The following is a 19,382-nucleotide window of genomic DNA, read 5'->3' as shown; positions in this document are numbered from 1 at the left end:
CGCGCTCGACGACGCACCCGTTAACCTCATAAGGCAGCCATGGCAACCTTCAGTCGAGGCCAGGATTGTTGATGAAGGCGTCGCCCGGGAAGCCAAGCTTCCCGGCAACTCCCAAAGCCTATTCCGCCGCAACGCCGATGCGCATGCGTTCCATTTCGATCAGCGCGCGGCGGTATTCGACCGGCATGATCTTCCGGAATTTCGGCCGGAAAGTCGCCCAGTTGTCGAGGATCTCGCGGCCGCGCACCGAACCCGTGTAATGGACGTGGTTCGAGATCAGCTGATAGAGCCGCTCCTCGTCATGGCTGGTCATGTCGCCGGACACGTCGACGCGGCCTTTGTGGTCGAGGTCGCCGCCATGATGGAGCAGTTTCTCCATCAGGTCGTCTTCTTCGGGAACGGGTTCCAGTTCGACCATCGCCATGTTGCAGCGCTCGGCGAAATCACCCTCCTCGTCGAGCACATAGGCTACGCCGCCCGACATGCCGGCGGCGAAGTTGCGGCCGGTCTGGCCGATGACCACGACAATGCCGCCGGTCATGTATTCGCAGCCATGGTCGCCAACGCCTTCGACGACGGCGGCAACGCCCGAATTGCGAACCGCAAATCGCTCGCCGGCAACGCCGCAGAAATAGGCCTCGCCCTCGGTCGCGCCGTAAAGCACTGTATTGCCGACGATGATCGACTCCGCTGCGACGATCTTCGTGTTCTCAGGCGGGCGGATGACGATGCGGCCGCCCGACAGGCCCTTGCCGACGTAGTCATTGGCCGCACCGACCAGCTCGAACGAAACCCCACGCGCCAGGAAGGCGCCGAAGGACTGGCCGGCGGTGCCGGTGAGCTTCACCGAGATCGTGTCCTCGCGCAGGCCCTTGTGCTTGAAGCGCTTTGCCACTTCGCCCGACAGCATGGCGCCGGTCGAACGGTCGACATTGCGGATCGGCAGCTCGATGCTGACCGGCTGCCTGGCTTCCAGCGCCGGCTTGGCCAACTCGATCAGCTTGCGGTCGAGCACGTCGTCGATCGGATGCTTCTGCCGCTCGGTCCAGTGCACCGCCTCATGCGGGGCATGCGGCTTGAAGAACATCTTGCTGAAATCGAGCCCGCGCGCCTTCCAGTGCTGGATCAGCGCCCGCTTCTCCAACAGGTCAGTGTCGCCGATGATCTGGTCGAGATGAGTGTAGCCCATCTCGGCGAGCAGCGCCCGGACCTCTTCCGCCACATAGAAGAAGAAGTTGATGACATGTTCCGGCGTGCCCTTGAAGCGCTTGCGCAACACCGGATCCTGCGTCGCGACGCCGACCGGGCAGGTGTTGAGATGGCACTTGCGCATCATGATGCAACCGGCCGCGATCAGCGGCGCGGTCGAGAAGCCGAATTCGTCGGCGCCAAGCAGCGCGCCGATGACGACGTCGCGGCCGGTGCGCAGGCCGCCGTCGACTTGCAGCGCGACGCGCGACCTGAGGCCGTTGAGCACCAGCGTCTGGTGCGTCTCGGCAAGGCCCATTTCCCACGGGCTGCCGGCGTGCTTGAGCGAGGTCAGCGGCGATGCGCCGGTGCCGCCGTCATAGCCGGAAATGGTGATGTGATCGGCGCGCGCCTTGGCGACGCCGGCCGCAACCGTGCCGACACCGACTTCGGAGACCAACTTGACCGAGACATCAGCCGCCGGATTGACGTTCTTGAGGTCGTAGATGAGCTGCGCCAGATCCTCGATCGAGTAGATGTCGTGATGCGGCGGCGGCGAGATCAGGCCGACGCCGGGCGTCGAATGCCTGACCTTGGCGATGGTGGCATCGACCTTGTGACCGGGCAGCTGACCGCCCTCGCCGGGCTTCGCGCCTTGCGCGACTTTGATCTGCATCACATCGGAATTCACCAGATATTCCGCCGTCACGCCGAAACGCCCGGAAGCGACCTGCTTGATCGCCGAACGCTCGGGGTTCTTGCCGCCGCCCGGCAGCGGCAGGTAACGGTCGGCCTCTTCGCCGCCCTCGCCGGTGTTCGACTTGCCGCCGATGGCGTTCATGGCGCGCGCCAGCGTGGTGTGCGCTTCCCTGGAAATCGAGCCGAAGGACATTGCTCCGGTCGAGAACCGCTTGACGATATCGGCCGCCGACATGACCGCGTCGAGCGCGACCTTCTTGCGCCCGGTTTCTTCGGCGAGCCTGATCTTGAACAGGCCGCGAATGCTCTGCGCCCCCGCCGTCTCGCTGTCGATCTGAGCGGAATAGTCCTTGAACGTCTGCCACGATCCCTGGCGCACGGCGTGCTGCAGGGTGGCCACCGCATCGGGCGACCAGATATGCGCTTCGCCGCGCATGCGGAACATGTATTCGCCGCCGACCTCGAGGCTGTTGCCCAGCACCGGGTCGTTGCCGAAGCCGTCGGCGTGGCGGCTGACCGTCTCGGCCGCGATCTCTTCCAGCCCGACGCCTTCGATCAGCGTCGCGGTGCCGGTGAAATACTTCTGCACAAAATCGGTCTTCAGCCCGATGGCGTCGAAGATCTGCGCGCCGCAATAGGACTGGTATGTCGAGATGCCCATCTTCGACATCACCTTGAGAATTCCCTTGCCGATCGACTTGATGTAGCGGGAGACGACCTCATTGGCGTCGACTTCGGCTGGCAGCTCGTGGCGCTTGTGCATGTCGAGCAGCGTGTCGAAGGCGAGATAGGGATTGATCGCTTCGGCGCCATAGCCCGCAAGGCAGCAGAAATGATGCACCTCGCGCGGTTCGCCGGACTCGACGACCAGCCCCACCGACGTGCGCAATCCCTTGCGGATCAGATGATGGTGGACCGCCGCCGTCGCCAGCAATGCCGGGATGGCGATGCGGTCCGGCCCGAGCTGACGGTCGGACAGGATGATGATGTTGTAGCCGCCGGCGACCGCCGCCTCGGCGCGCTCGCACAGCCGGTCGATGGCGCCCTGCATGCCGGCCGCGCCTTCGCTCGAAGCATAGGTGATGTCGATCGTCTTGGTGTCGAAACGGTCCTCGGTGTGACCGATGGAGCGGATCTTCTCAAGATCGCCATTGGTCAGGATCGGCTGGCGCACTTCGAGCCGCTTGCGACGCGAATTGCCGACGAGGTCGAAGATGTTGGGCCTCGGCCCGATGAACGAGACCAGGCTCATCACCAGTTCCTCGCGGATCGGGTCGATCGGCGGGTTGGTGACCTGGGCGAAGTTCTGCTTGAAATAGGTGTAGAGCAGCTTCGATCTGTCCGACATCGCCGAAATCGGCGTGTCGGTGCCCATCGAGCCGACCGCTTCCTGGCCGGTGGTCGCCATCGGCGACATCAACAGCTTGGTGTCTTCCTGGGTAAAGCCGAACGCCTGCTGGCGATCGAGCAGGCTGACGTCCCTGCGCAGCGCCCGCGGCTCGACCGGCTTCAGGTCTTCGAGGATGAGCTGGGTGTTGGCGAGCCAGCTCTTGTAGGGATGCCTGGTCGCGATCTCCGACTTGATCTCCTCGTCGGAAACGATGCGACCCTTCTCCAGGTCGATCAGCAGCATGCGGCCGGGCTGCAGCCGCCACTTCTTGACGATCCTTTCCTCCGGCACCGGCAGCACGCCGGCTTCCGAGGCCATGATGACGCGATCGTCGTCGGTGACGATGTAGCGCGCCGGGCGCAGCCCGTTGCGGTCGAGCGTGGCGCCGATCTGGCGGCCGTCGGTGAAAGCCACCGCCGCCGGCCCGTCCCACGGCTCCATCAGGGCGGCGTGGTATTCGTAAAAGGCCTTGCGATCTTGATCCATCAGCTTGTTGCCGGCCCAGGCCTCGGGGATCAGCATCATCATCGCGTGAGCGAGCGAGTAGCCGCCCTGCGTCAGGAATTCGAGCGCATTGTCGAAACAGGCGGTGTCCGACTGCCCCTCATAGGAGATCGGCCACAGCTTGGAGATGTCGTTGCCGAACAGTTCGGAATCGACCGAGGCCTGCCGCGCCGCCATCCAGTTGACGTTGCCGCGCAGCGTGTTGATCTCGCCATTGTGGGCGACCATGCGATAGGGATGCGCCAGCTTCCACGACGGGAAGGTGTTGGTCGAGAAACGCTGGTGGACGAGGATCAGCGCCGTCTCGAAACGCGGATCGGTCAGATCCTTGTAATAGGCACCGACCTGGTAGGCCAGGAACATGCCCTTGTAGACGATGGTCCGCGATGACATCGACACGACGTAGAAGCCATTGTCGACGCCCTTGGTCTCTTCATGGATACGGCCGGAAATGACCTTGCGCAGGATGTAGAGCCGCCGCTCGTAGTCGTCGTCGCTTTCGATCTCGGCGCCACGGCCGAGGAATACCTGCCGCTGGACCGGTTCGGAAGCAGCGATATCAGGCGCCTTTGACAACGATGAATTGTCGACCGGCACGTCGCGAAAGCCGAGCAGCGGCTGGCCTTCGAGCTGCGCGACCTCGGCGATGATGCCTTCGATATGCGCCTGAAGCTCAGGATCGCGCGGCATGAACACATGGCCGACGGCGTAATGGCCGGGCTTGGGCAGTTCGACGCCCTGGCTGGCCATCTCCTCGCGGAAAAAGCGGTCGGGAAGCTGCACCAGCACGCCGGCGCCGTCGCCCATCAGCGGGTCGGCGCCGACGGCACCGCGATGCGTCAGGTTTTCGAGCACCGCCAGGCCGTCCGTGACGATCTGATGCGACTTCACGCCCTTCATATTGACGATGAAGCCGACGCCGCAGGCATCGTGCTCGTTGCGCGGATCGTAAAGGCCGTGGGCGGCGAAGCCGGTATGGGTCCGCTCGAACTTGGACAAGCCAGTGGCGACGGACGGATTTTTGACGGCTGGCGCTTTCGTCTGCGCGGCCGGGCCGTTCGTCGCAGATGGCGTCACTTCCGTCATCGTCCTGTCCTCCATGCCAGCCCTTCGGGCGCTGGTTTCCCTTGGGAAGCGCATGAGCTTCCCTCTCATCCTTGCGGCACGTCTTGCGAAATCCTTGCCGAACCAGGCGGCCTGGTTCGCATCCGGCAATCGTACAGGCCAGAGCCGGGCTGTCTACCTGTCGCTCGCGGCAACGGCCGGAGAGGCCCAATGATACGCCAATCCAGCCTGTTTTGTGCGACAAAATAAGACAGCACTACTGTCCTAAATTTTTATGACAGAAATTGCGGATGCGCACAAGGCCGATTCACAACAATCTTGGGCATTTAGAGACAGAAAATTACGCGCCACCCGGCCAAAACGCAACCTTCAGTCGCGGCCTTTAATGCATGTCGCGCAAAAGTGTGCAGCGGTTTTGCGATAACGACATGCATGAAAACAACAACCTAGAGCGCGTCGCATGAGGCCGGCCGAACACGACGCGCTTTAGGTCCGGCCTCTCGCTGGCTTTACCGCTTTTCCGGCGCTTGGCACTTGCGAGCGGCACGCAAAAACGGCCAAGGTCGCCTCGATTTTCCCAGCACAGGCAAACGCATGAATTTCGCTTCCGACAATTGGGCAGGCGCCCATCCCAGCATCGCCGCGGGTCTGTCGGCCCATGCCGGCGGCTTTTCCACCGCCTATGGCGACGGCGCCCTCGACCAGGCCGCATACCAGCGCTTCAACGAAATCTTCGAGCGCGAGGTCGCGGTGTTTTTCGTGGCCACCGGCACCGCCGCCAATTCCCTGTCGCTGACCGCCTACAACAAATCAGGCGGCATTTCCTTCTGCCATCGAGAGTCGCATGTCATCGAGGATGAATGCGGTGCCCCGGAATACTTTACCGGCGGCTCACGGCTTTATGCCGTCGACGGTGCGCTGGGCAAGATCGATCCGAACAACCTGGACAGGACGGTCGGCCGCTTCGCGCCTGAAATCGTCCATTCCGGGCGCCCGATGGCGGTGTCGATCACCCAGTCGACCGAGGTCGGCACCATATACACGCTGAACGAAATCGCCAGGATTTCGGCGATCGCCAAGCATCACAAACTGCCGCTGCACATGGATGGCGCCCGCTTCGCCAATGCGCTGGTCGCGCTCGAAACAACACCGGCGGAGATGACCTGGAAGGGCGGCGTCGACATCCTCTCTTTCGGCGGCACCAAGAACGGCTGCTGGTGCGCCGAGGCTATCGTGCTGTTCGACCTCGACCGCGCCAGGGAACTGGCCTTCCTGCGCAAGCGCGCGGCGCAATTGTTCTCGAAATCGCGCTTCATCGCAGCGCAGTTCGAAGCCTATTTCAAGGACGGCCTGTGGCTCGACACGGCGCGGCATGCCAACGCCATGGCAGCACGCCTCGCAGCACTGATCGAGGATTCCGCGTCGGCGCGTCTGGCCTGGCTGCCGCAAGCCAACGAAGTGTTCGCGGTGATGAAAAAGGCCAAGGCCGAACGGGTGCATTTGGCCGGTGCCGCCTTCTACGACTGGCACAAGCCGCACGACTTTGATGGCCATATCGGCGAGGACGAGGCGCTCTATCGTTTCGTCACCAGCTTTGCGACGACGGCCGAAGAGGTCGACCGCTTTGGCGAACTGATTGCTGGATAGCGGCACCTTATCGTCAAAAAGGGCGGCGCGAAGCGCCGCCCTTCGTCCCTAGATCGTCTTGTGACGCAGCTTACGCGGCGGTCTTGGCCTCGATCTGCTTGGCCTTCGCCGAAGACGCGGTGATCGCGATCTTGCGCGGCTTCAGCTCCTCGGGAATGTTGCGCTTGAGGTCGACGAACAGCAGGCCGTTCTTCAGCGAGGCGCCGACGACGTCAACATGGTCGGCAAGCTGGAAGCGGCGCTCAAAGGCCCTGCTGGCGATACCGCGATAAAGCAGTTCGGAGCCTTCGCCATTGCCCTCCTCCTTGCGCTCACCCTTGACAGTCAGAACGTTGCGGTGAGCCTCGATCGAGAGCTCATCGTCCGAGAAGCCGGCGACCGCCATCGAGATGCGATAGGAATCCTCACCGGTGCGCTCGATGTTGTAGGGCGGATAGGTCTGCGCACCTTCCGGCTGCGCAAGCGAATCGAGCATGGTGAACAGCCGGTCGAAACCGACAGTTGAACGATAGAGCGGGGAAAAATCAACGTGACGCATAGTGTGTTCTCCTGTTGAGCAACAAGGTTTGCGTATGGCCGGTGCGAAACCCGTGACGGCGTTCCGGATAGGCCAGCGGCCCCGACATTGGCGGCCGCAGCAGACATTTGGGGAGCACGCGAAGGCATTTCAAGATTCTGCCGCCTCGATGAACGGCAGATGAACCGCGGCTTCGGCGGGCGTTCAGCTAAGTCGCGCTAAACTGCTTCCAGGATCAAGAAACAGGCGGCGGTTACGGCGTCGCGCGTCCTCTCGGACGCGCAAATGGACGCTGTAACACTTTGATTGCGCATGATTGACAGCGAAATCGGCTTCGATTTTCGGGGTTATGCGCGAGATGCCGCAACAGGGCCGACCGGGTGTAACGTCCCTTCCTCCCGGATCGACGGGGGGCCGGAAGCATGCCGCAAGCTGCTTTCGGCCTCACTCGCCGGCTGCCTCGTTCAGCCTTTCCAACGCGTCCGGAATTCCTTTGCTTTTGCTGCCCTTTGCTTTTGCTGCATGGGGCGTCTATGCCTACCAAAGCTTGCGCCATGCAGGCAGCGACACTTAAAACGCAGCGCCGAATGACGGACCTCCTCGACAAAACTTCCCTTTTTCGCGAAATTCCGGGCAATCCGCTGCCGGAAAATGCCGCCGGTGGTTTCTTCACCACGCGCGACGGCAAGAAGATTCGTTATGGCCTCTTTCCTGCGGTTGCGCGCCCGATGAAAGGCACCGTGGTCGTCTTGACCGGCCGCAACGAGTGCATCGAAAAATATTTCGAGACCACCCGCAACCTCACGGACCGCGGCTTTGGCGTCGCCACCTTCGACTGGCGCGGCCAGGGCGGTTCCGACCGGCTGATCAGCGACCGCGAGCGCGGCTATGTCCGCAGCTTCTTCGACTACACCGGCGACCTGGAACAGTTCTTCGAGGAGATCGTGCTGCCCGACTGCCGGGGGCCATACTACATATTGGCCCATTCGGCCGGGGCTGTGATCACGCTGCTTGCCGGGCCGTCGATGGTGAACCGCGTACGGCGCATGGTGCTGATCGCGCCCTTCCTGGCCGTGCCCGACCTGCCGGTCTCGACAACCACCGTTCGCCGCCTCTGCTCGCTGTTCTGTCTGCTGGGCCTTGGCAGGCTTTATGCCGCCTGGGGTCCGCGGCCCAGAAGAACCATTCCGTTTGCCGCCAATATGGTGACATCGGATCCGGAGCGCTATCGACGCAACACGCTGATCTACGAAACCTACCCGCAACTGGCGCTCGGCGGCCCGACGATACGCTGGCTGAAAGCGGCGGTTGAGGCATCCGAGGCCGTCAGCGATCCTGACTTCATGGCCAGGATCCAGGTTCCCCTGCTGGTGGTCGCCGCCGGCGCCGACCAGGTCGTCTCGACCAAGGCGGTGGAAACCTACACCAGACGCCTGCGCCTCGGCTCGCTGCTGGTGATCGACGGCGCACGCCATGAAATATTGCAGGAAGCCGACTTTTTTCGCGAGCAGTTCTTTGCCGCCTTCGATGCCTTCATTCCGGGAAGTGACGACACCGCCTGATTGAGTGCCGTGCTCCCTCCGGATGCGCAAAGACTGCTCCAACCATTGAAAATCCATGACTTGGGTCTAAAAAATGACTTGGCTTGAAAACATGACTTGGGGTGAAAAAAACCTGCCAAGCCGATCGTCGGCCTACACTTGCCGGGCGAAATCCATGATCCAGTTGGTCTCCCAGGTCTTGCCGCCATCCGGTGAAAAAGCCTGCTCCCAGCGCGCCGATTTTTCAGTGATCCGCGACCACAGGAAGCGAACGTGGATATGGCGTCCGTCGAAGACGTCGTCGCACAGGAACGTGCCGACGCCTGCTTCGAAGGCGCCGCGCATCGGAACATCGATGGTCGCCGGGTTGCGGCCGTCGATCCACCAGATCGACCATTGTCTCGTCGCCGGATCGAACGTCCGCAGCGTGGCGGCGCGGTAGGCCTCGCCGGGCAATTCAATCACATTGTCGTCGACATTGCCGATCCCGCCAAGGATCGGGCGCACCTCGCATGCCCCGCCAAACACGTCCCAGTTCGTGTCGGCCTGCAGGCGCTTCTGCAACCTTCGATGGTTGACGTTCCAGCGTCCGACGAAGAAATCGAAATCGGCCCGGCCATCTCCCAGGGCCTTTTCTGCTGGAGCATTTTCTGCCGGCGCATCTTCGAAACGGCTGGCTGTTGACTGCGTCGGCATGTGATTCCCTCCCGTGACATTGTCTCCATAGCCGAGAGCTACTGACACCCTCCCGTCAGGAGCATGGGCTATCGTCGCCATGGGTACCCTCAGTCCATAATCGCCAGTTGCCCAGACGGTTCAGCCACGCAGCGCCGCCATCGCGGCGGCATGAAGCTCCGGCGTTGCCGCGGCCAGGATATCGCCGCCGCTTTCCGCCCGTCCGCCTTCGAAGGTGGTGACTACGCCGCCGGCCTTCTCGATGATCGGGATCAGCGCGACGATATCGTAGGGTTTCAAACCGGGGTCGGCGACGATGTCGACGCTTCCCGCTGCGACCATGGCGAAGGCATAGCAGTCGGTGCCGTAGCGGGCGAGCTGGACCTGCCGCTCGAACAGGTCGTAGCGCAGGCGCGCGTCCCCCTTGAACAGTGCCGGCGTGGTGGTGAACAGCGTCGCCTCGGCGAGGCTTGTCGTCTTGCGTGTCGTCAGCCTTCGCGGCCCGCCCGGACCTTCATAATGGGCACCGGACGCGTTGGCGTAGAAAAGCTCGCCGGTGAACGGCTGCGACATCATGCCGGCAACGGCATCGCCGTCGACAGTCAGCCCGACCAATGTTCCCCACACCGGCAGGCCGGAAATGAAGGCACGGGTGCCGTCGATCGGATCGATCACCCAGACATGCCTGCTGGAAATGTTCTCGCTGCCATGCTCCTCGCCAAGGATGCCGTGATCGGGATATTCCGCTGATATAAGCGCGCGGATAACCCGCTCGGCCTCGCGGTCGGCCTCGGTGACCGGGTCGAAGCTGCCTTGCTCCTTGTTGGCGACCGCGCCTTGGCTGCGGAAGCGCGGCAAGGTTTCGGCTGCGGCGGCATCCGCAATGCGCCGCATGAAATCGATGCTGATATCCAACTGAGTCTCCCGCGTTGCAGCCTGCTGGAACCGTCGTTTGCCCGTGGTTTTCTCCCAAAACAAGGGCGTGCGGGACTTTTGCGCATCGACAACTGTTGCTCGAATGCAACGCTGGCCCGCTCGAAATTCATTTTCCACATCACGGTGAATTAAAAACGCCAGTCGGCGGCTTGACATTTGTGCATCGCACAATAGATTTGTTCTCGGACAGGTTTTCCTGTCCATGCCCTCCTTGGGCGTTTCCTCCCTAGACTTCGACCGTGTCGTGCAAACGATGCGGTCTTTTTTTCGGCGCGGCCTCCAGCCGATTGCCCGTCCCGACCGCACGCCAACGCCTTTATCCCAGCGCAAGATCTCGTTTCGATTTTCGGCATCATTCGGCGGCAAGCGGCAGATCGATAAAATTGTGGTCGGGCATCGCCATCAGGTCGGCCGAGAAGTGCGCCAGATCGTCGGCGAGCGCATCGAAGCCGGCGGATTTCTGGAACGTCCGCTCGTTCATGTAAAGCCCGCGATTGACCTCGATCTGCAGCGCATGGAGATGGCGCACGGGGCGGCCATAGTGCTCGGTGATGAAGCCTCCGGCGTAGGGCTTGTTATGGGCGACGGTATAGCCCATGCCGATGAGCAGGCCAATCGCCGTCTCGGTCAACGCTGCCGAAGCGGACATGCCGAAACGGTCGCCGACGATGAAGTCGGGCCTGACACCGCTGTCGCCGACCCTGATGCTCGCCGGCATAGAATGGCAATCGATCAGCACGGCAAAGCCGAACCGCGCATGGGTCCTGGTCAAAAGCCGTTTCAGCGTCTCGTGATAAGGCTTGTAGACGGCCTCGATACGCGCGACGGCTTCCGCCAGCGGCAAGCGCCCGGCATAGATGTCGAGCCCTTCTCCCACCAGCTTGGGCACGGTGCCAAGCCCACCGGCGACGCGCGCCGAACGGATGTTGCAGAACGACGGCACCGGTTCGACGAACATGCGCGGGTCGAGTTCCCAGGGCTCCCGGTTGACGTCGAGATAGGCGCGCGGGAAGTTTGCCGCCAGCATCGGCGCGCCAAGCGCGACGGCGCCGCCGAACAATTCGTCGACATAGCAATCCTCGGAGCGGCGGATGGCGTTTCGGTCCAGCCTTGCCATCGCCAGGAACCGGTCCGGATAGTGATGGCCGCTATGCGGCGAGTTGAAGAGGAAGGGGACGCGCTGTTCGGCGCCCGACCGGATTTCGAAGGGGGGAACGACCGAAAAATCCTCGGCTGCCGTTTTCAATTTGAACGAACCCAGAAACACCATTGCATCATGGTTGGAAGGTGCCACCTCGCCGGCCGCATGTCCAGCGTTTCGGCGTCCGGACCGCTTTGTCAAAGGCGGATCGGGGCTTTATCGTTCACTTGATGTTTACCCTCACCTCCTCATATACAGGATGGTTAACGGGCTGCCCCACGGCAGTCCCGGGCGGGTGATTCGGACAGGATAACATGGCACGCATTCTACTGGCGGAAGACGACGATGACATGCGCCGGTTCCTCGTCAAGGCGCTGGAGCGTGCCGGCTACCAGGTCAGCGATTTCGACAATGGCGCCAGCGCCTATGAGCGGCTGCGCGAAGAGCCGTTCTCGCTGCTGTTGACCGATATCGTGATGCCGGAGATGGACGGCATAGAACTCGCCCGCCGCGCCACCGAGATCGATCCCGACCTCAAGGTCATGTTCATCACCGGCTTCGCCGCCGTTGCGCTAAATCCGGATTCCAAAGCGCCGAAAGACGCCAAGGTGCTGTCGAAGCCGTTCCATCTACGCGACCTCGTCAACGAGGTCGAAAAGATGCTGCAGGCAGCCTGAACCGATTCCGGCAGGGGCTTCGGCGCGCCTTCGACGGCGTGGCAAGGCGAACCGTTCTTTCCTTTTTCCCGCTATTGACGCGCCGGAGCAAAAATGGTGTATGCGCGGCTTCGGATGGGCGTGTAGCTCAGCGGGAGAGCACTGCATTGACATTGCAGGGGTCACAGGTTCAATCCCTGTCACGCCCACCATCCAGACAATCCGCCGTCTCTCGTACCCGCAGATTTACGGGCGCGTCCAAGCTGGACCGCGTGAATGCCGCATCTTCGAGAATGCCAAAATCGGACGCCTTGATTTTCTCGCCCAGCCAATGCTCTCCGACTACATCGACGACATGAAATCATGAAATTTGGGGGGGCATCGCTCCTCCAGGTGAATCCGAAAACGCTAAACCAAGCATCTCGGCGAGCGATTTTGCATTGGCCATGGCCACGAGACGGCTGTCTGCTGGCAGCAATCAGCGTCGATTGAGATCAGGCCGCGCCGAGGCGGAGATCGCCCTTCTCGATGTGCTGGAGAAACCAGGCATAGGTCTGCTCCAATCCGCTCTGAAGCGAGTACCGCGGGCGCCAGCCCGTGGCAAACAGGCGCGACACGTCCATCAGCTTGCGCGGCGTGCCGTCCGGCTTCGTCGCATCGAATGTGAGCGCCGCCTCGGCGCCGACAACGGCGAGCATGGTGCGGGCCAGTTCGGCAATGGTGATGTCTTCGCCCGAGCCGACATTGACGTGGCCGTCGCCGGCATAGTTTTTCAGCAGCCAGACCAGAGCGTCGGCGGCGTCGTCGACATGCAGGAACTCGCGCATCGGCGTGCCCGATCCCCAGACCTCCAGGGTTTTGTCGCCGGCGCGATTGGCCTTGTGCGCCTTGCGCATCAGGGCCGGTACGACATGGCTGGTGGAGAGATCGAAATTGTCGCCGGGGCCATAGAGGTTGGTCGGCATCGCCGAGATGTACTCGACACCATATTGGCGCCGATAGGCCTGGCACAGTTTCAGCCCGGCGATCTTGGCGATCGCATACCATTCGTTGGTCGGTTCGAGCGGACCGGTGAGCAAGGCGTCCTCGGCGATCGGCTGCGCCGCGAATTTCGGATAGATGCAGGACGAACCGAGGAACAGCAATTTCTGCACCTCGCTGCGAAAGGCGCTCTCGATGACATTGGTCTGCATGATGAGATTGTCTTGCAGAAAATCGACCGGCAATTTGTTGTTTGCCAGGATACCGCCGACCTTGGCCGCCGCCATCACCACCGCATCCGGCCTGTGGCCAGCCATCCAGCGCCTCACCCCGGCCTGATCCATGAGATCGAGTTCATCGCGGGATGCGGTCAGGACCTCGCAGTCCTCGTCCGCCAGCCTGCGCAATATGGCCGAGCCGACCATGCCGCGATGCCCGGCCACGAAAACGCGCTTGCCCCTTAGGTCGAAATCCATTGGCGTATCCCTATGCAGAACGGCCGCTATGACCACCTGGCGTCGACGCGCCGGATGGTCCGCGCCGGACGCATAGCGCATACAGATTTGCCGGGACAAGGCAAATCGGAGATTTGGGCGAACTCTCGTTGTGCGGTCAAACACCCGCCATGGCGCACAGGTTCTTCATTCTTGCGTTGGCAAGCTCCGGGTCGGCCAGCAATCCGGCCTGGTCGGCAAGACGGAACACATCGGCGTAGTGGCAAATGCCGCGCGCCGACTGCATGCCGCCGACCATCGAGAAATGGTCCTGGTGGCCGTTCAGCCAGGCCAAGAGGACGATACCGGCCTTGTAGTACTCGGTCGGCGCCTCGAAGATCTTTCGCGACAAAGGCACTGTCGGCGCCATCAGCGCGTCATAGCCGGCGCGGTCGCCGTCGGTCAGTCTTGCCAGCGCGGCATTGGCGACCGGCGCGATGGCGTCGAAAATCCCGAGCAGCGCATGCGAATGTCTTTCGCCATCGCCGGCGATCAGCTCGGGGTAGTTGAAATCGTCGCCGGTGAACATGACGACCCCTTCAGGCAGCCGGTTGCGCAGGGCAACCTCTTTGCCGGCATCGAGCAGCGATATCTTGATCCCCTCGACCTTGCCGGCGTGGCGTTCGATGATGGCGACCACCGTGTCGAGCGCACTGTCGAAATCATGGCTGCCCCAATAGTCCTTCAGCGCCGGATCGAACATGTCGCCCAGCCAATGCAGAATGACCTTGCCGGATGCCTGGGACAGGACGCGGTCATAGACGCTGACATAGTCGTCGGGACTCTTGGCGACAGCCGCCAGCGCGCGGCTGGCCATCATGATCGCCTTGCCGCCCAGGCCCTCGATGAAACCGAACTGCTCTTCATAGGCCGCGATGACATCGTCGAGCGACCTGGCGGCGCCTGGCGTCAGATGGTCTGTCCCGGCACCTGAGGCGAGATCCGCGCCCTCGACGGTTCGCGCCTCGGCGATCGAGCGGCGGATCAGTTCCCTGGCGTTTGTCCAGTCGAAACCCATGCCACGCTGTGCAGTATCCATGGCCTCGGCGATGCGGAAGCCGAGCCGCCACAGATGATGGCGAAACGCCATCGTGCGCTCCCAGTCGACCGCAGGATGAGACCACGGATCGGTCATTGCGAGCGGATCGGCAACGACATGTGCGGCGGCATAGGCAATGCGCGAAAACCGCGTGCCGACTACCGGCTGTGCCGGCTGGCCGACAAGACGGTAGCGAGTGCTGCGACCGCCCTCCACGGGCAAGGCAATGTCCATCGATTTCTCCCTTGGTCGCGTCTATTAAATGGAACGTTCCAACAAATCAAGCACCTTAGTGATTCTGATCCACGCCCCAAAAAATGCTGCATCGCAGAGGCAAAGCCGTTTAAGAGCGCCGCTGTCAGCCGCCGAATGCCGGATTTTTCGAATTTTGGAAAAATCCTGGTTGACTCATATCCGGCTCGGAATTAGAACGTTCCAATAAATTCGACCAGAAAATACCGGAGGACGATCTGGATGGCCAGCAGGCCCAAGGCGACGATACTCGACATTGCCCGTGAGGCGGGCGTGTCCAAGTCGACGGTGTCGCTGGTGCTGCAGGGCAGCGATCTGATCCGGCCTGAGACTGCGCTGAAGGTTCGCAAGGCGATCGAGGATGTCGGCTATGTCTACAACCGCGGGGCCGCCAATCTGCGCAAGGCCCATTCCAATGTCATCGGCATGGTCATCAACGACCTCACCAACCCGTTTTTCGCCGAAATGGCGGTCGGCATGGAGCGCGTCTTCCAGTCGGCGGGCATCGTGCCGTTCATCGCCAACACGGCGGAGAACCCGGTGCGCCAGGAAGAAGTGCTGAAATCGCTGATGGAGCAAGGTGTCGCCGGGCTGATCGTGTCGCCGGCGCGCGGCACGACTCCCGGTGCGTTCCGCCGCATCGAGATGGCGGGCCTTCCGATCGTCTTCACCATGCGCCGCCTTCCTGAAAGCCGCATCCCGGTGATCGCGCCCGACAATCATCGCGGCGCCTGGCTCGCCACCGCCCACCTGATCGGCAAAGGGCATCACCGGCTGGCCTTCTTCGGCGGCTCATCGGACCTGGTGGTCTATCACGAGCGGCTCGGCGGTTTTCGCGAGGCCTGCGAGGCGCTCGGCATCGCTAAGCGCGATACACTGGTCGTTGAAGGCGAAACCAGCCGCAAGGGCGGCATTGCCTGCCTGGAGACGGCCTTCGCCATGGCCGAGCCGCCGACCGCGGCGCTGTGCTTCAACGATGCGGTCGCCTTCGGCGTCATGCTGGCGCTACGCAAGCGCGGCCTCGAACCTGGCGCGGATTTCGCCGTTGTCGGCTTTGACGACGTGATCGAAGCCCAGCACTACATGCCGGCACTGACCAGCGTCGCGGTGGATTCGGCAGGCCTCGGCGAGCGCGCCGCCCATGTCATGCTGAGAATGATCCAGTCGCGCACCACGCGCGCCGAGGATCATATCGGCGCCGTCAACCTCGTCGTCAGGGACAGTTGCGGTCCTCATCGCCGTGCCGGAATGGGAGACGCGGCATGACCGTCAAATGGGGACTGAACGGCGCAAGCACGATAGCCAGGCAATTCATGATCAACGCTATCCGCGCGCAACCGAACAGCGAGATCGCGGCGGTGATGAGTTCCAGCCCGGAGCGCGCTACGGCCTATGCCAAGGAGAACGGCATTGCGCTTGCCGTCTCGACGCTCGATGCATTGCTCGGCTCCGACATCGACGCCGTCTACATCTCGACCACCAACGAATTGCATCTCGAACAGGCATTAGCCGCCATTAAGGCGGGAAAACATGTGCTGTGCGAAAAGCCGCTGGCGCTGACCAGCGCCGATGCGCGCACGATGGTCGCCGCCGCCAAGGCGGCCGGTCTCGTGCTCGGCACCAACCATCATCTGCGCAATGCCGGCGCGCACCGGGCGATGCGCGAAGCCATCGCATCCGGCCGCATCGGCAAGCCGATCGCCGCGCGCGTCTTTCACTCGGTCTATCTGCCTGAGAATCTGCAGGGCTGGCGCATCACCAGGCCGGAAGCCGGCGGCGGCGTGGTGCTCGACATCACCGTGCACGATGCCGACACGCTGCGCTTCGTACTCGGCGACGATCCGCTTGAGGTTACGGCGTTCACGCAATCGGCCGGCATGGCCGCCGGCGGCCTGGAAGACGGCGCCATGTGCATCTGGCGCTTCAAATCGGGTGTCATCGCCCAGTCGCATGAGGGCTTCACCACCAAATTCGCCGGCACCGGCTTCGAGGTGCATGGCAGCGAAGGCTCGCTGATCGCGAAAGATGTGATGACGCAGAAGCCGATCGGCTCTGTGCTGCTGCGCACGGCACAGGGCGAGGAGGAATTGAGCTTCGACCGCGAGGATCTCTATGTCCGTTCCCTGCGCCAGTTCCATGCGGCGATCGGTGGCGAAGGCCAGCCGTCGGCCACCGGCGAGGACGGCGTCTGGTCGCTGACATCAGCCGAGGCGGCGTTGCAGTCAGCCAGATCCGGCAAATCCGTCGCGATCGATCCGAACCTCGGGGGCGCAGGGTGAGCAAACTCGTCTCCGCAGCGCAAGCCGCCAGCCTGATCAGGGACGGCATGGTCGTTTCGGTATCGTCGTCGAGCGGTCTTGGCTGCCCCGATGCGGTGCTCGCCGCCATCGGCGAGCGCTTCGACGCGGAAGGCCATCCGAAGAACATCACGACGCTGCACCCGATCGCCGCCGGCGATATGTACGGCATCAGGGGTATCGACCATCTGGCCAAGCCCGGCCTGTTGAAGCGCACGCTGTGCGGCTCCTATCCGTCCGGCCCGTCATCCTCGGAGCCGCCGCAGATCTGGAAGATGATCGGCGACAATTCGGTCGCCGCCTACAACGTGCCCTCAGGCATCCTGTTCGACATCCACCGCGAAGCCGCCGCCAAGCGCCCCGGCGTGCTGACCAAGGTCGGCCTCGACACCTTCGCCGATCCTCGTCATCAGGGCTGCGCCATGAATGCGGCGGCCAGCGAGCCGATCGTTTCGGTGCAGCAGTTCGACGGCGAGGAATGGCTCTATTTCCGCTCGATCGTGCCTGATGTTTCCATCATCCGCGCCACCACTGCCGACGAGCGCGGCAACCTCACCTACGAGCACGAGGGCGCCTATCTCGGCGGGCTGGAACAGGCGCTCGCCGCCCGCAACAATGGCGGCATCGTCATCGCGCAGGTCAAGCGCGTCGTCGAAAACGGCACGCTGAAGCCACATGACGTGCGCGTGCCCGGCGTGCTGGTCGACCATATCGTGGTGGCGCCCGACCAGTTGCAGACGACGCTGACGCCCTACGATCCGGCCATCTCGGGCGAGATCTTCCGGCCGCTGTCGAGCTTCCGCAACGCCGAGATGAGCGTCCAGAAGGTCATCGCGCGGCGCGTCGCCATGGAGCTTGCCGACGGCATGGCCGTCAATATCGGCTTCGGCATCTCGGCCAACGTGCCGCGCATCCTTATCGAGGAAGGCCAGCACGGCAAGGTCACCTGGGTGATCGAACAGGGCGCGGTCGGCGGCGTGCCGTTGCTCGACTTCAAGTTCGGCTGCTCATCGAACGCCGATGCCTTCATGCCATCGCCACACCAGTTCATCTACTTCCAGGGCGGCGGTTTCGACGCCTCGCTGCTGTCCTTCCTGCAGATCGACCGCCATGGCTCGGTCAACGTGTCGAAGCTTTCGGCGCGGCCGCATGTCACCGCCGGCGCCGGCGGTTTTGTCGACATCACGGCGCGAGCGAAGAAGATCGTGTTTTCCGGCTTCTTCAATGCCGGCGCCAGGCTGTCGCTGGCCAATGGCGGCATCCGCATCGACCAGGAGGGCAAGGTCAAGAAGGTGGTCGGCGAGGTCGAGCATATCTCCTTCTCGGGCAAGCGCGCGGTCGCGCAAGGACAGGACATCACCTATGTCACCGAACGCTGCGTCATGGAGCTGACGCCGGATGGGCTGATGGTGACTGAGTTGGCACCCGGCATCGACCTTCAGCGCGACGTGCTGGCGCAGGCCGAGATCCCGCTCGCCGTCGCCAACGATTTGAAAGTCACACCGGACGCGCTCTACCGTGACCGGCCGATCGGACTGTCGCTCAATGGCGGCGCCTCGCTTGGAGGCGCGCATGGCTGAGCGTCTCGTCACCTTTGAAACAGACGGTGCCATCGCCATCGTCACGCTGCGCCGGCCGGAGAAATTCAACGCGCTCGACCTCCCGATGCTGCGCGCGCTGGAAGCCGCGCTCGACGCGGCGGAAGCTGCGGACAGCGTTCGTGTCGTGCTGCTGTGCGGCGAAGGCAAGGGCTTTTGCTCGGGTGGCGACGTCGAAGCCTGGTCGCAAATGAGCGCCGCCGATTTCCAGGTGCAATGGGTGCGTTATGGCCACCGCGTCTTCGACCGGCTGGCGCGGTTGCGGCAACCGACGATCGCCGTGCTGTCCGGCCATGCGCTGGGTGGCGGGCTGGAACTGGCGGCGGCTACAGACTTCCGGGTCGCCGAGGCGCACGTCAAATTAGGTTTTCCGGAAACCTCGATCGGCGTGGTGCCCGGCTGGTCCGGCACGCAGCGCGCGGTGCGCCGTTTCGGCGCCCAGACGGTGCGGCGCATGGCAATCGGCAGCGAGACGTTCGTGGCGGCCGAAGCACTCGCTCTGGGCATCGTCGACCGGGTGGTCGACACGGGCAACGCGTTCCCCGAGGCCAAGGCCTGGGCCGGCAAGATCGCCGAGCGTGGCCCGCTGGCAACCGAGGCCGCAAAGCTGATGATCGCGGTCGCCGAGGGCGAGGAAAGTGCCGCCGCGACAGAGGCGCTGGCCAGCGGATTCATCGCGCTGACCGGCGACCTCAGGGCCGGTGTCGACGCTTTCAAGACCAAGCAGAAACCAGCGTTTTCAAGATCATGAGAATGCGAGCG

The 19,382-nt window shown here is 62.9% G+C and carries 14 protein-coding genes and 1 tRNA gene; 8 read left to right on the top strand and 7 right to left on the bottom strand.

The window, feature by feature from the left end; translation table 11 throughout:
* Positions 1-118: 118 nt before the first annotated feature.
* The gene (gene gltB / locus NMG80_RS33625; RefSeq protein ID WP_254022124.1) at positions 119-4,867 is read right to left on the bottom strand and encodes a glutamate synthase large subunit; all 4,749 of its coding nucleotides are present in this window, start codon (positions 4,865-4,867) and stop codon (positions 119-121) included.
* Between the two features lie 573 nt (positions 4,868-5,440).
* Between gltB and NMG80_RS33620 the strand changes: the two genes are divergently transcribed.
* Positions 5,441-6,493 carry a threonine aldolase family protein gene (locus NMG80_RS33620; RefSeq protein ID WP_254022123.1) on the top strand — a complete coding sequence of 351 codons (1,053 nt, stop codon included), beginning with the start codon at positions 5,441-5,443 and terminating at the stop codon, positions 6,491-6,493.
* Positions 6,494-6,563: 70 nt separating this feature from the next.
* Here NMG80_RS33620 and NMG80_RS33615 read toward each other — a convergent pair whose 3' ends face one another.
* Positions 6,564-7,031 (bottom strand): Hsp20 family protein, encoded by a 468-nt coding sequence (locus NMG80_RS33615; RefSeq protein ID WP_123149664.1) that lies wholly within the window; start codon positions 7,029-7,031, stop codon positions 6,564-6,566.
* Between the two features lie 566 nt (positions 7,032-7,597).
* Here NMG80_RS33615 and NMG80_RS33610 point away from each other — a divergent pair.
* Positions 7,598-8,572 carry an alpha/beta fold hydrolase gene (locus NMG80_RS33610; RefSeq protein WP_254022122.1) on the top strand — a complete coding sequence of 325 codons (975 nt, stop codon included), beginning with the start codon at positions 7,598-7,600 and terminating at the stop codon, positions 8,570-8,572.
* 132 nt (positions 8,573-8,704) lie between these two features.
* Here the strand turns inward: NMG80_RS33610 and NMG80_RS33605 are convergent, their stop codons facing one another.
* The 3 genes from NMG80_RS33605 to NMG80_RS33595 all read right to left on the bottom strand — a co-directional run bounded on the left by NMG80_RS33605 (position 8,705) and on the right by NMG80_RS33595 (position 11,456).
* A complete protein-coding gene (locus NMG80_RS33605; RefSeq protein ID WP_254022121.1) occupies positions 8,705-9,247 on the bottom strand; it encodes a DUF1579 domain-containing protein in 543 nt (180 codons plus the stop codon).
* A gap of 120 nt (positions 9,248-9,367) precedes the next feature.
* On the bottom strand, positions 9,368-10,141 hold the full coding sequence (gene hisN, locus NMG80_RS33600) for a histidinol-phosphatase (RefSeq protein WP_254022120.1): 774 nt from the start codon (positions 10,139-10,141) through the stop codon (positions 9,368-9,370).
* A gap of 373 nt (positions 10,142-10,514) precedes the next feature.
* Positions 10,515-11,456 (bottom strand): N-formylglutamate amidohydrolase, encoded by a 942-nt coding sequence (locus NMG80_RS33595; RefSeq protein WP_254022119.1) that lies wholly within the window; start codon positions 11,454-11,456, stop codon positions 10,515-10,517.
* Positions 11,457-11,617: 161 nt separating this feature from the next.
* Here NMG80_RS33595 and cpdR point away from each other — a divergent pair, with 161 nt between their 5' ends.
* On the top strand, positions 11,618-11,980 hold the full coding sequence (gene cpdR, locus NMG80_RS33590; protein WP_006199474.1) for a cell cycle two-component system response regulator CpdR: 363 nt from the start codon (positions 11,618-11,620) through the stop codon (positions 11,978-11,980).
* A gap of 116 nt (positions 11,981-12,096) precedes the next feature.
* A tRNA-Val gene (locus NMG80_RS33585) sits at positions 12,097-12,171 on the top strand.
* A 282-nt stretch (positions 12,172-12,453) separates the two neighbouring features.
* On the opposite strand, the gene fcl is transcribed toward NMG80_RS33585, so the two are convergent.
* Together fcl and NMG80_RS33575 are read right to left on the bottom strand one after the other, a co-directional pair.
* Positions 12,454-13,416, bottom strand: coding sequence for a GDP-L-fucose synthase (gene fcl / locus NMG80_RS33580; protein ID WP_254022118.1), 963 nt, complete (start codon positions 13,414-13,416; stop codon positions 12,454-12,456).
* 136 nt (positions 13,417-13,552) lie between these two features.
* Positions 13,553-14,707 (bottom strand): dihydrodipicolinate synthase family protein, encoded by a 1,155-nt coding sequence (locus tag NMG80_RS33575; protein WP_254022117.1) that lies wholly within the window; start codon positions 14,705-14,707, stop codon positions 13,553-13,555.
* A gap of 240 nt (positions 14,708-14,947) precedes the next feature.
* Here NMG80_RS33575 and NMG80_RS33570 point away from each other — a divergent pair, with 240 nt between their 5' ends.
* From NMG80_RS33570 to NMG80_RS33555, 4 genes are read left to right on the top strand one after another with little or no spacing between them, the layout of a single operon-like run.
* Entirely contained in the window at positions 14,948-15,991 is a 1,044-nt protein-coding gene (locus tag NMG80_RS33570; protein ID WP_254022116.1) for a LacI family DNA-binding transcriptional regulator, read from the top strand.
* Positions 15,988-17,004 carry a Gfo/Idh/MocA family protein gene (locus NMG80_RS33565; RefSeq protein WP_254022115.1) on the top strand — a complete coding sequence of 339 codons (1,017 nt, stop codon included), beginning with the start codon at positions 15,988-15,990 and terminating at the stop codon, positions 17,002-17,004. Before NMG80_RS33570 ends, NMG80_RS33565 begins: the two co-directional genes overlap by 4 nt.
* Positions 17,001-18,602 (top strand): acyl CoA:acetate/3-ketoacid CoA transferase, encoded by a 1,602-nt coding sequence (locus NMG80_RS33560; protein WP_254022114.1) that lies wholly within the window; start codon positions 17,001-17,003, stop codon positions 18,600-18,602. The genes NMG80_RS33565 and NMG80_RS33560 overlap by 4 nt, the downstream gene beginning before the upstream one ends.
* Entirely contained in the window at positions 18,595-19,371 is a 777-nt protein-coding gene (locus NMG80_RS33555; RefSeq protein ID WP_254022113.1) for an enoyl-CoA hydratase/isomerase family protein, read from the top strand. Before NMG80_RS33560 ends, NMG80_RS33555 begins: the two co-directional genes overlap by 8 nt.
* Positions 19,372-19,382: the final 11 nt, after the last annotated feature.

Source organism: Mesorhizobium escarrei, from assembly GCF_935825525.1.
GTDB classification, from domain to species: domain Bacteria; phylum Pseudomonadota; class Alphaproteobacteria; order Rhizobiales; family Rhizobiaceae; genus Mesorhizobium; species Mesorhizobium escarrei.
Note: the sequence above shows the minus strand (reverse complement) of the source record. Positions and strands in the feature narration are given on the sequence as shown.

Excerpts from the sequence above, each read along its gene's own strand:
- gltB (WP_254022124.1), bottom strand. The coding sequence starts at position 4,867 with ATGACGGAAGTGACGCCATCTGCGACGAACGGCCCGGCCGCGCAGACG.
- NMG80_RS33620 (WP_254022123.1), top strand. The coding sequence starts at position 5,441 with ATGAATTTCGCTTCCGACAATTGGGCAGGCGCCCATCCCAGCATCGCC.
- NMG80_RS33615 (WP_123149664.1), bottom strand. The coding sequence starts at position 7,031 with ATGCGTCACGTTGATTTTTCCCCGCTCTATCGTTCAACTGTCGGTTTC.
- NMG80_RS33610 (WP_254022122.1), top strand. The coding sequence starts at position 7,598 with ATGACGGACCTCCTCGACAAAACTTCCCTTTTTCGCGAAATTCCGGGC.
- NMG80_RS33605 (WP_254022121.1), bottom strand. The coding sequence starts at position 9,247 with ATGCCGACGCAGTCAACAGCCAGCCGTTTCGAAGATGCGCCGGCAGAA.
- cpdR (WP_006199474.1), top strand. The coding sequence starts at position 11,618 with ATGGCACGCATTCTACTGGCGGAAGACGACGATGACATGCGCCGGTTC.
- fcl (WP_254022118.1), bottom strand. The coding sequence starts at position 13,416 with ATGGATTTCGACCTAAGGGGCAAGCGCGTTTTCGTGGCCGGGCATCGC.
- NMG80_RS33575 (WP_254022117.1), bottom strand. The coding sequence starts at position 14,707 with ATGGACATTGCCTTGCCCGTGGAGGGCGGTCGCAGCACTCGCTACCGT.
- NMG80_RS33570 (WP_254022116.1), top strand. The coding sequence starts at position 14,948 with ATGGCCAGCAGGCCCAAGGCGACGATACTCGACATTGCCCGTGAGGCG.
- NMG80_RS33565 (WP_254022115.1), top strand. The coding sequence starts at position 15,988 with ATGACCGTCAAATGGGGACTGAACGGCGCAAGCACGATAGCCAGGCAA.
- NMG80_RS33555 (WP_254022113.1), top strand. The coding sequence starts at position 18,595 with ATGGCTGAGCGTCTCGTCACCTTTGAAACAGACGGTGCCATCGCCATC.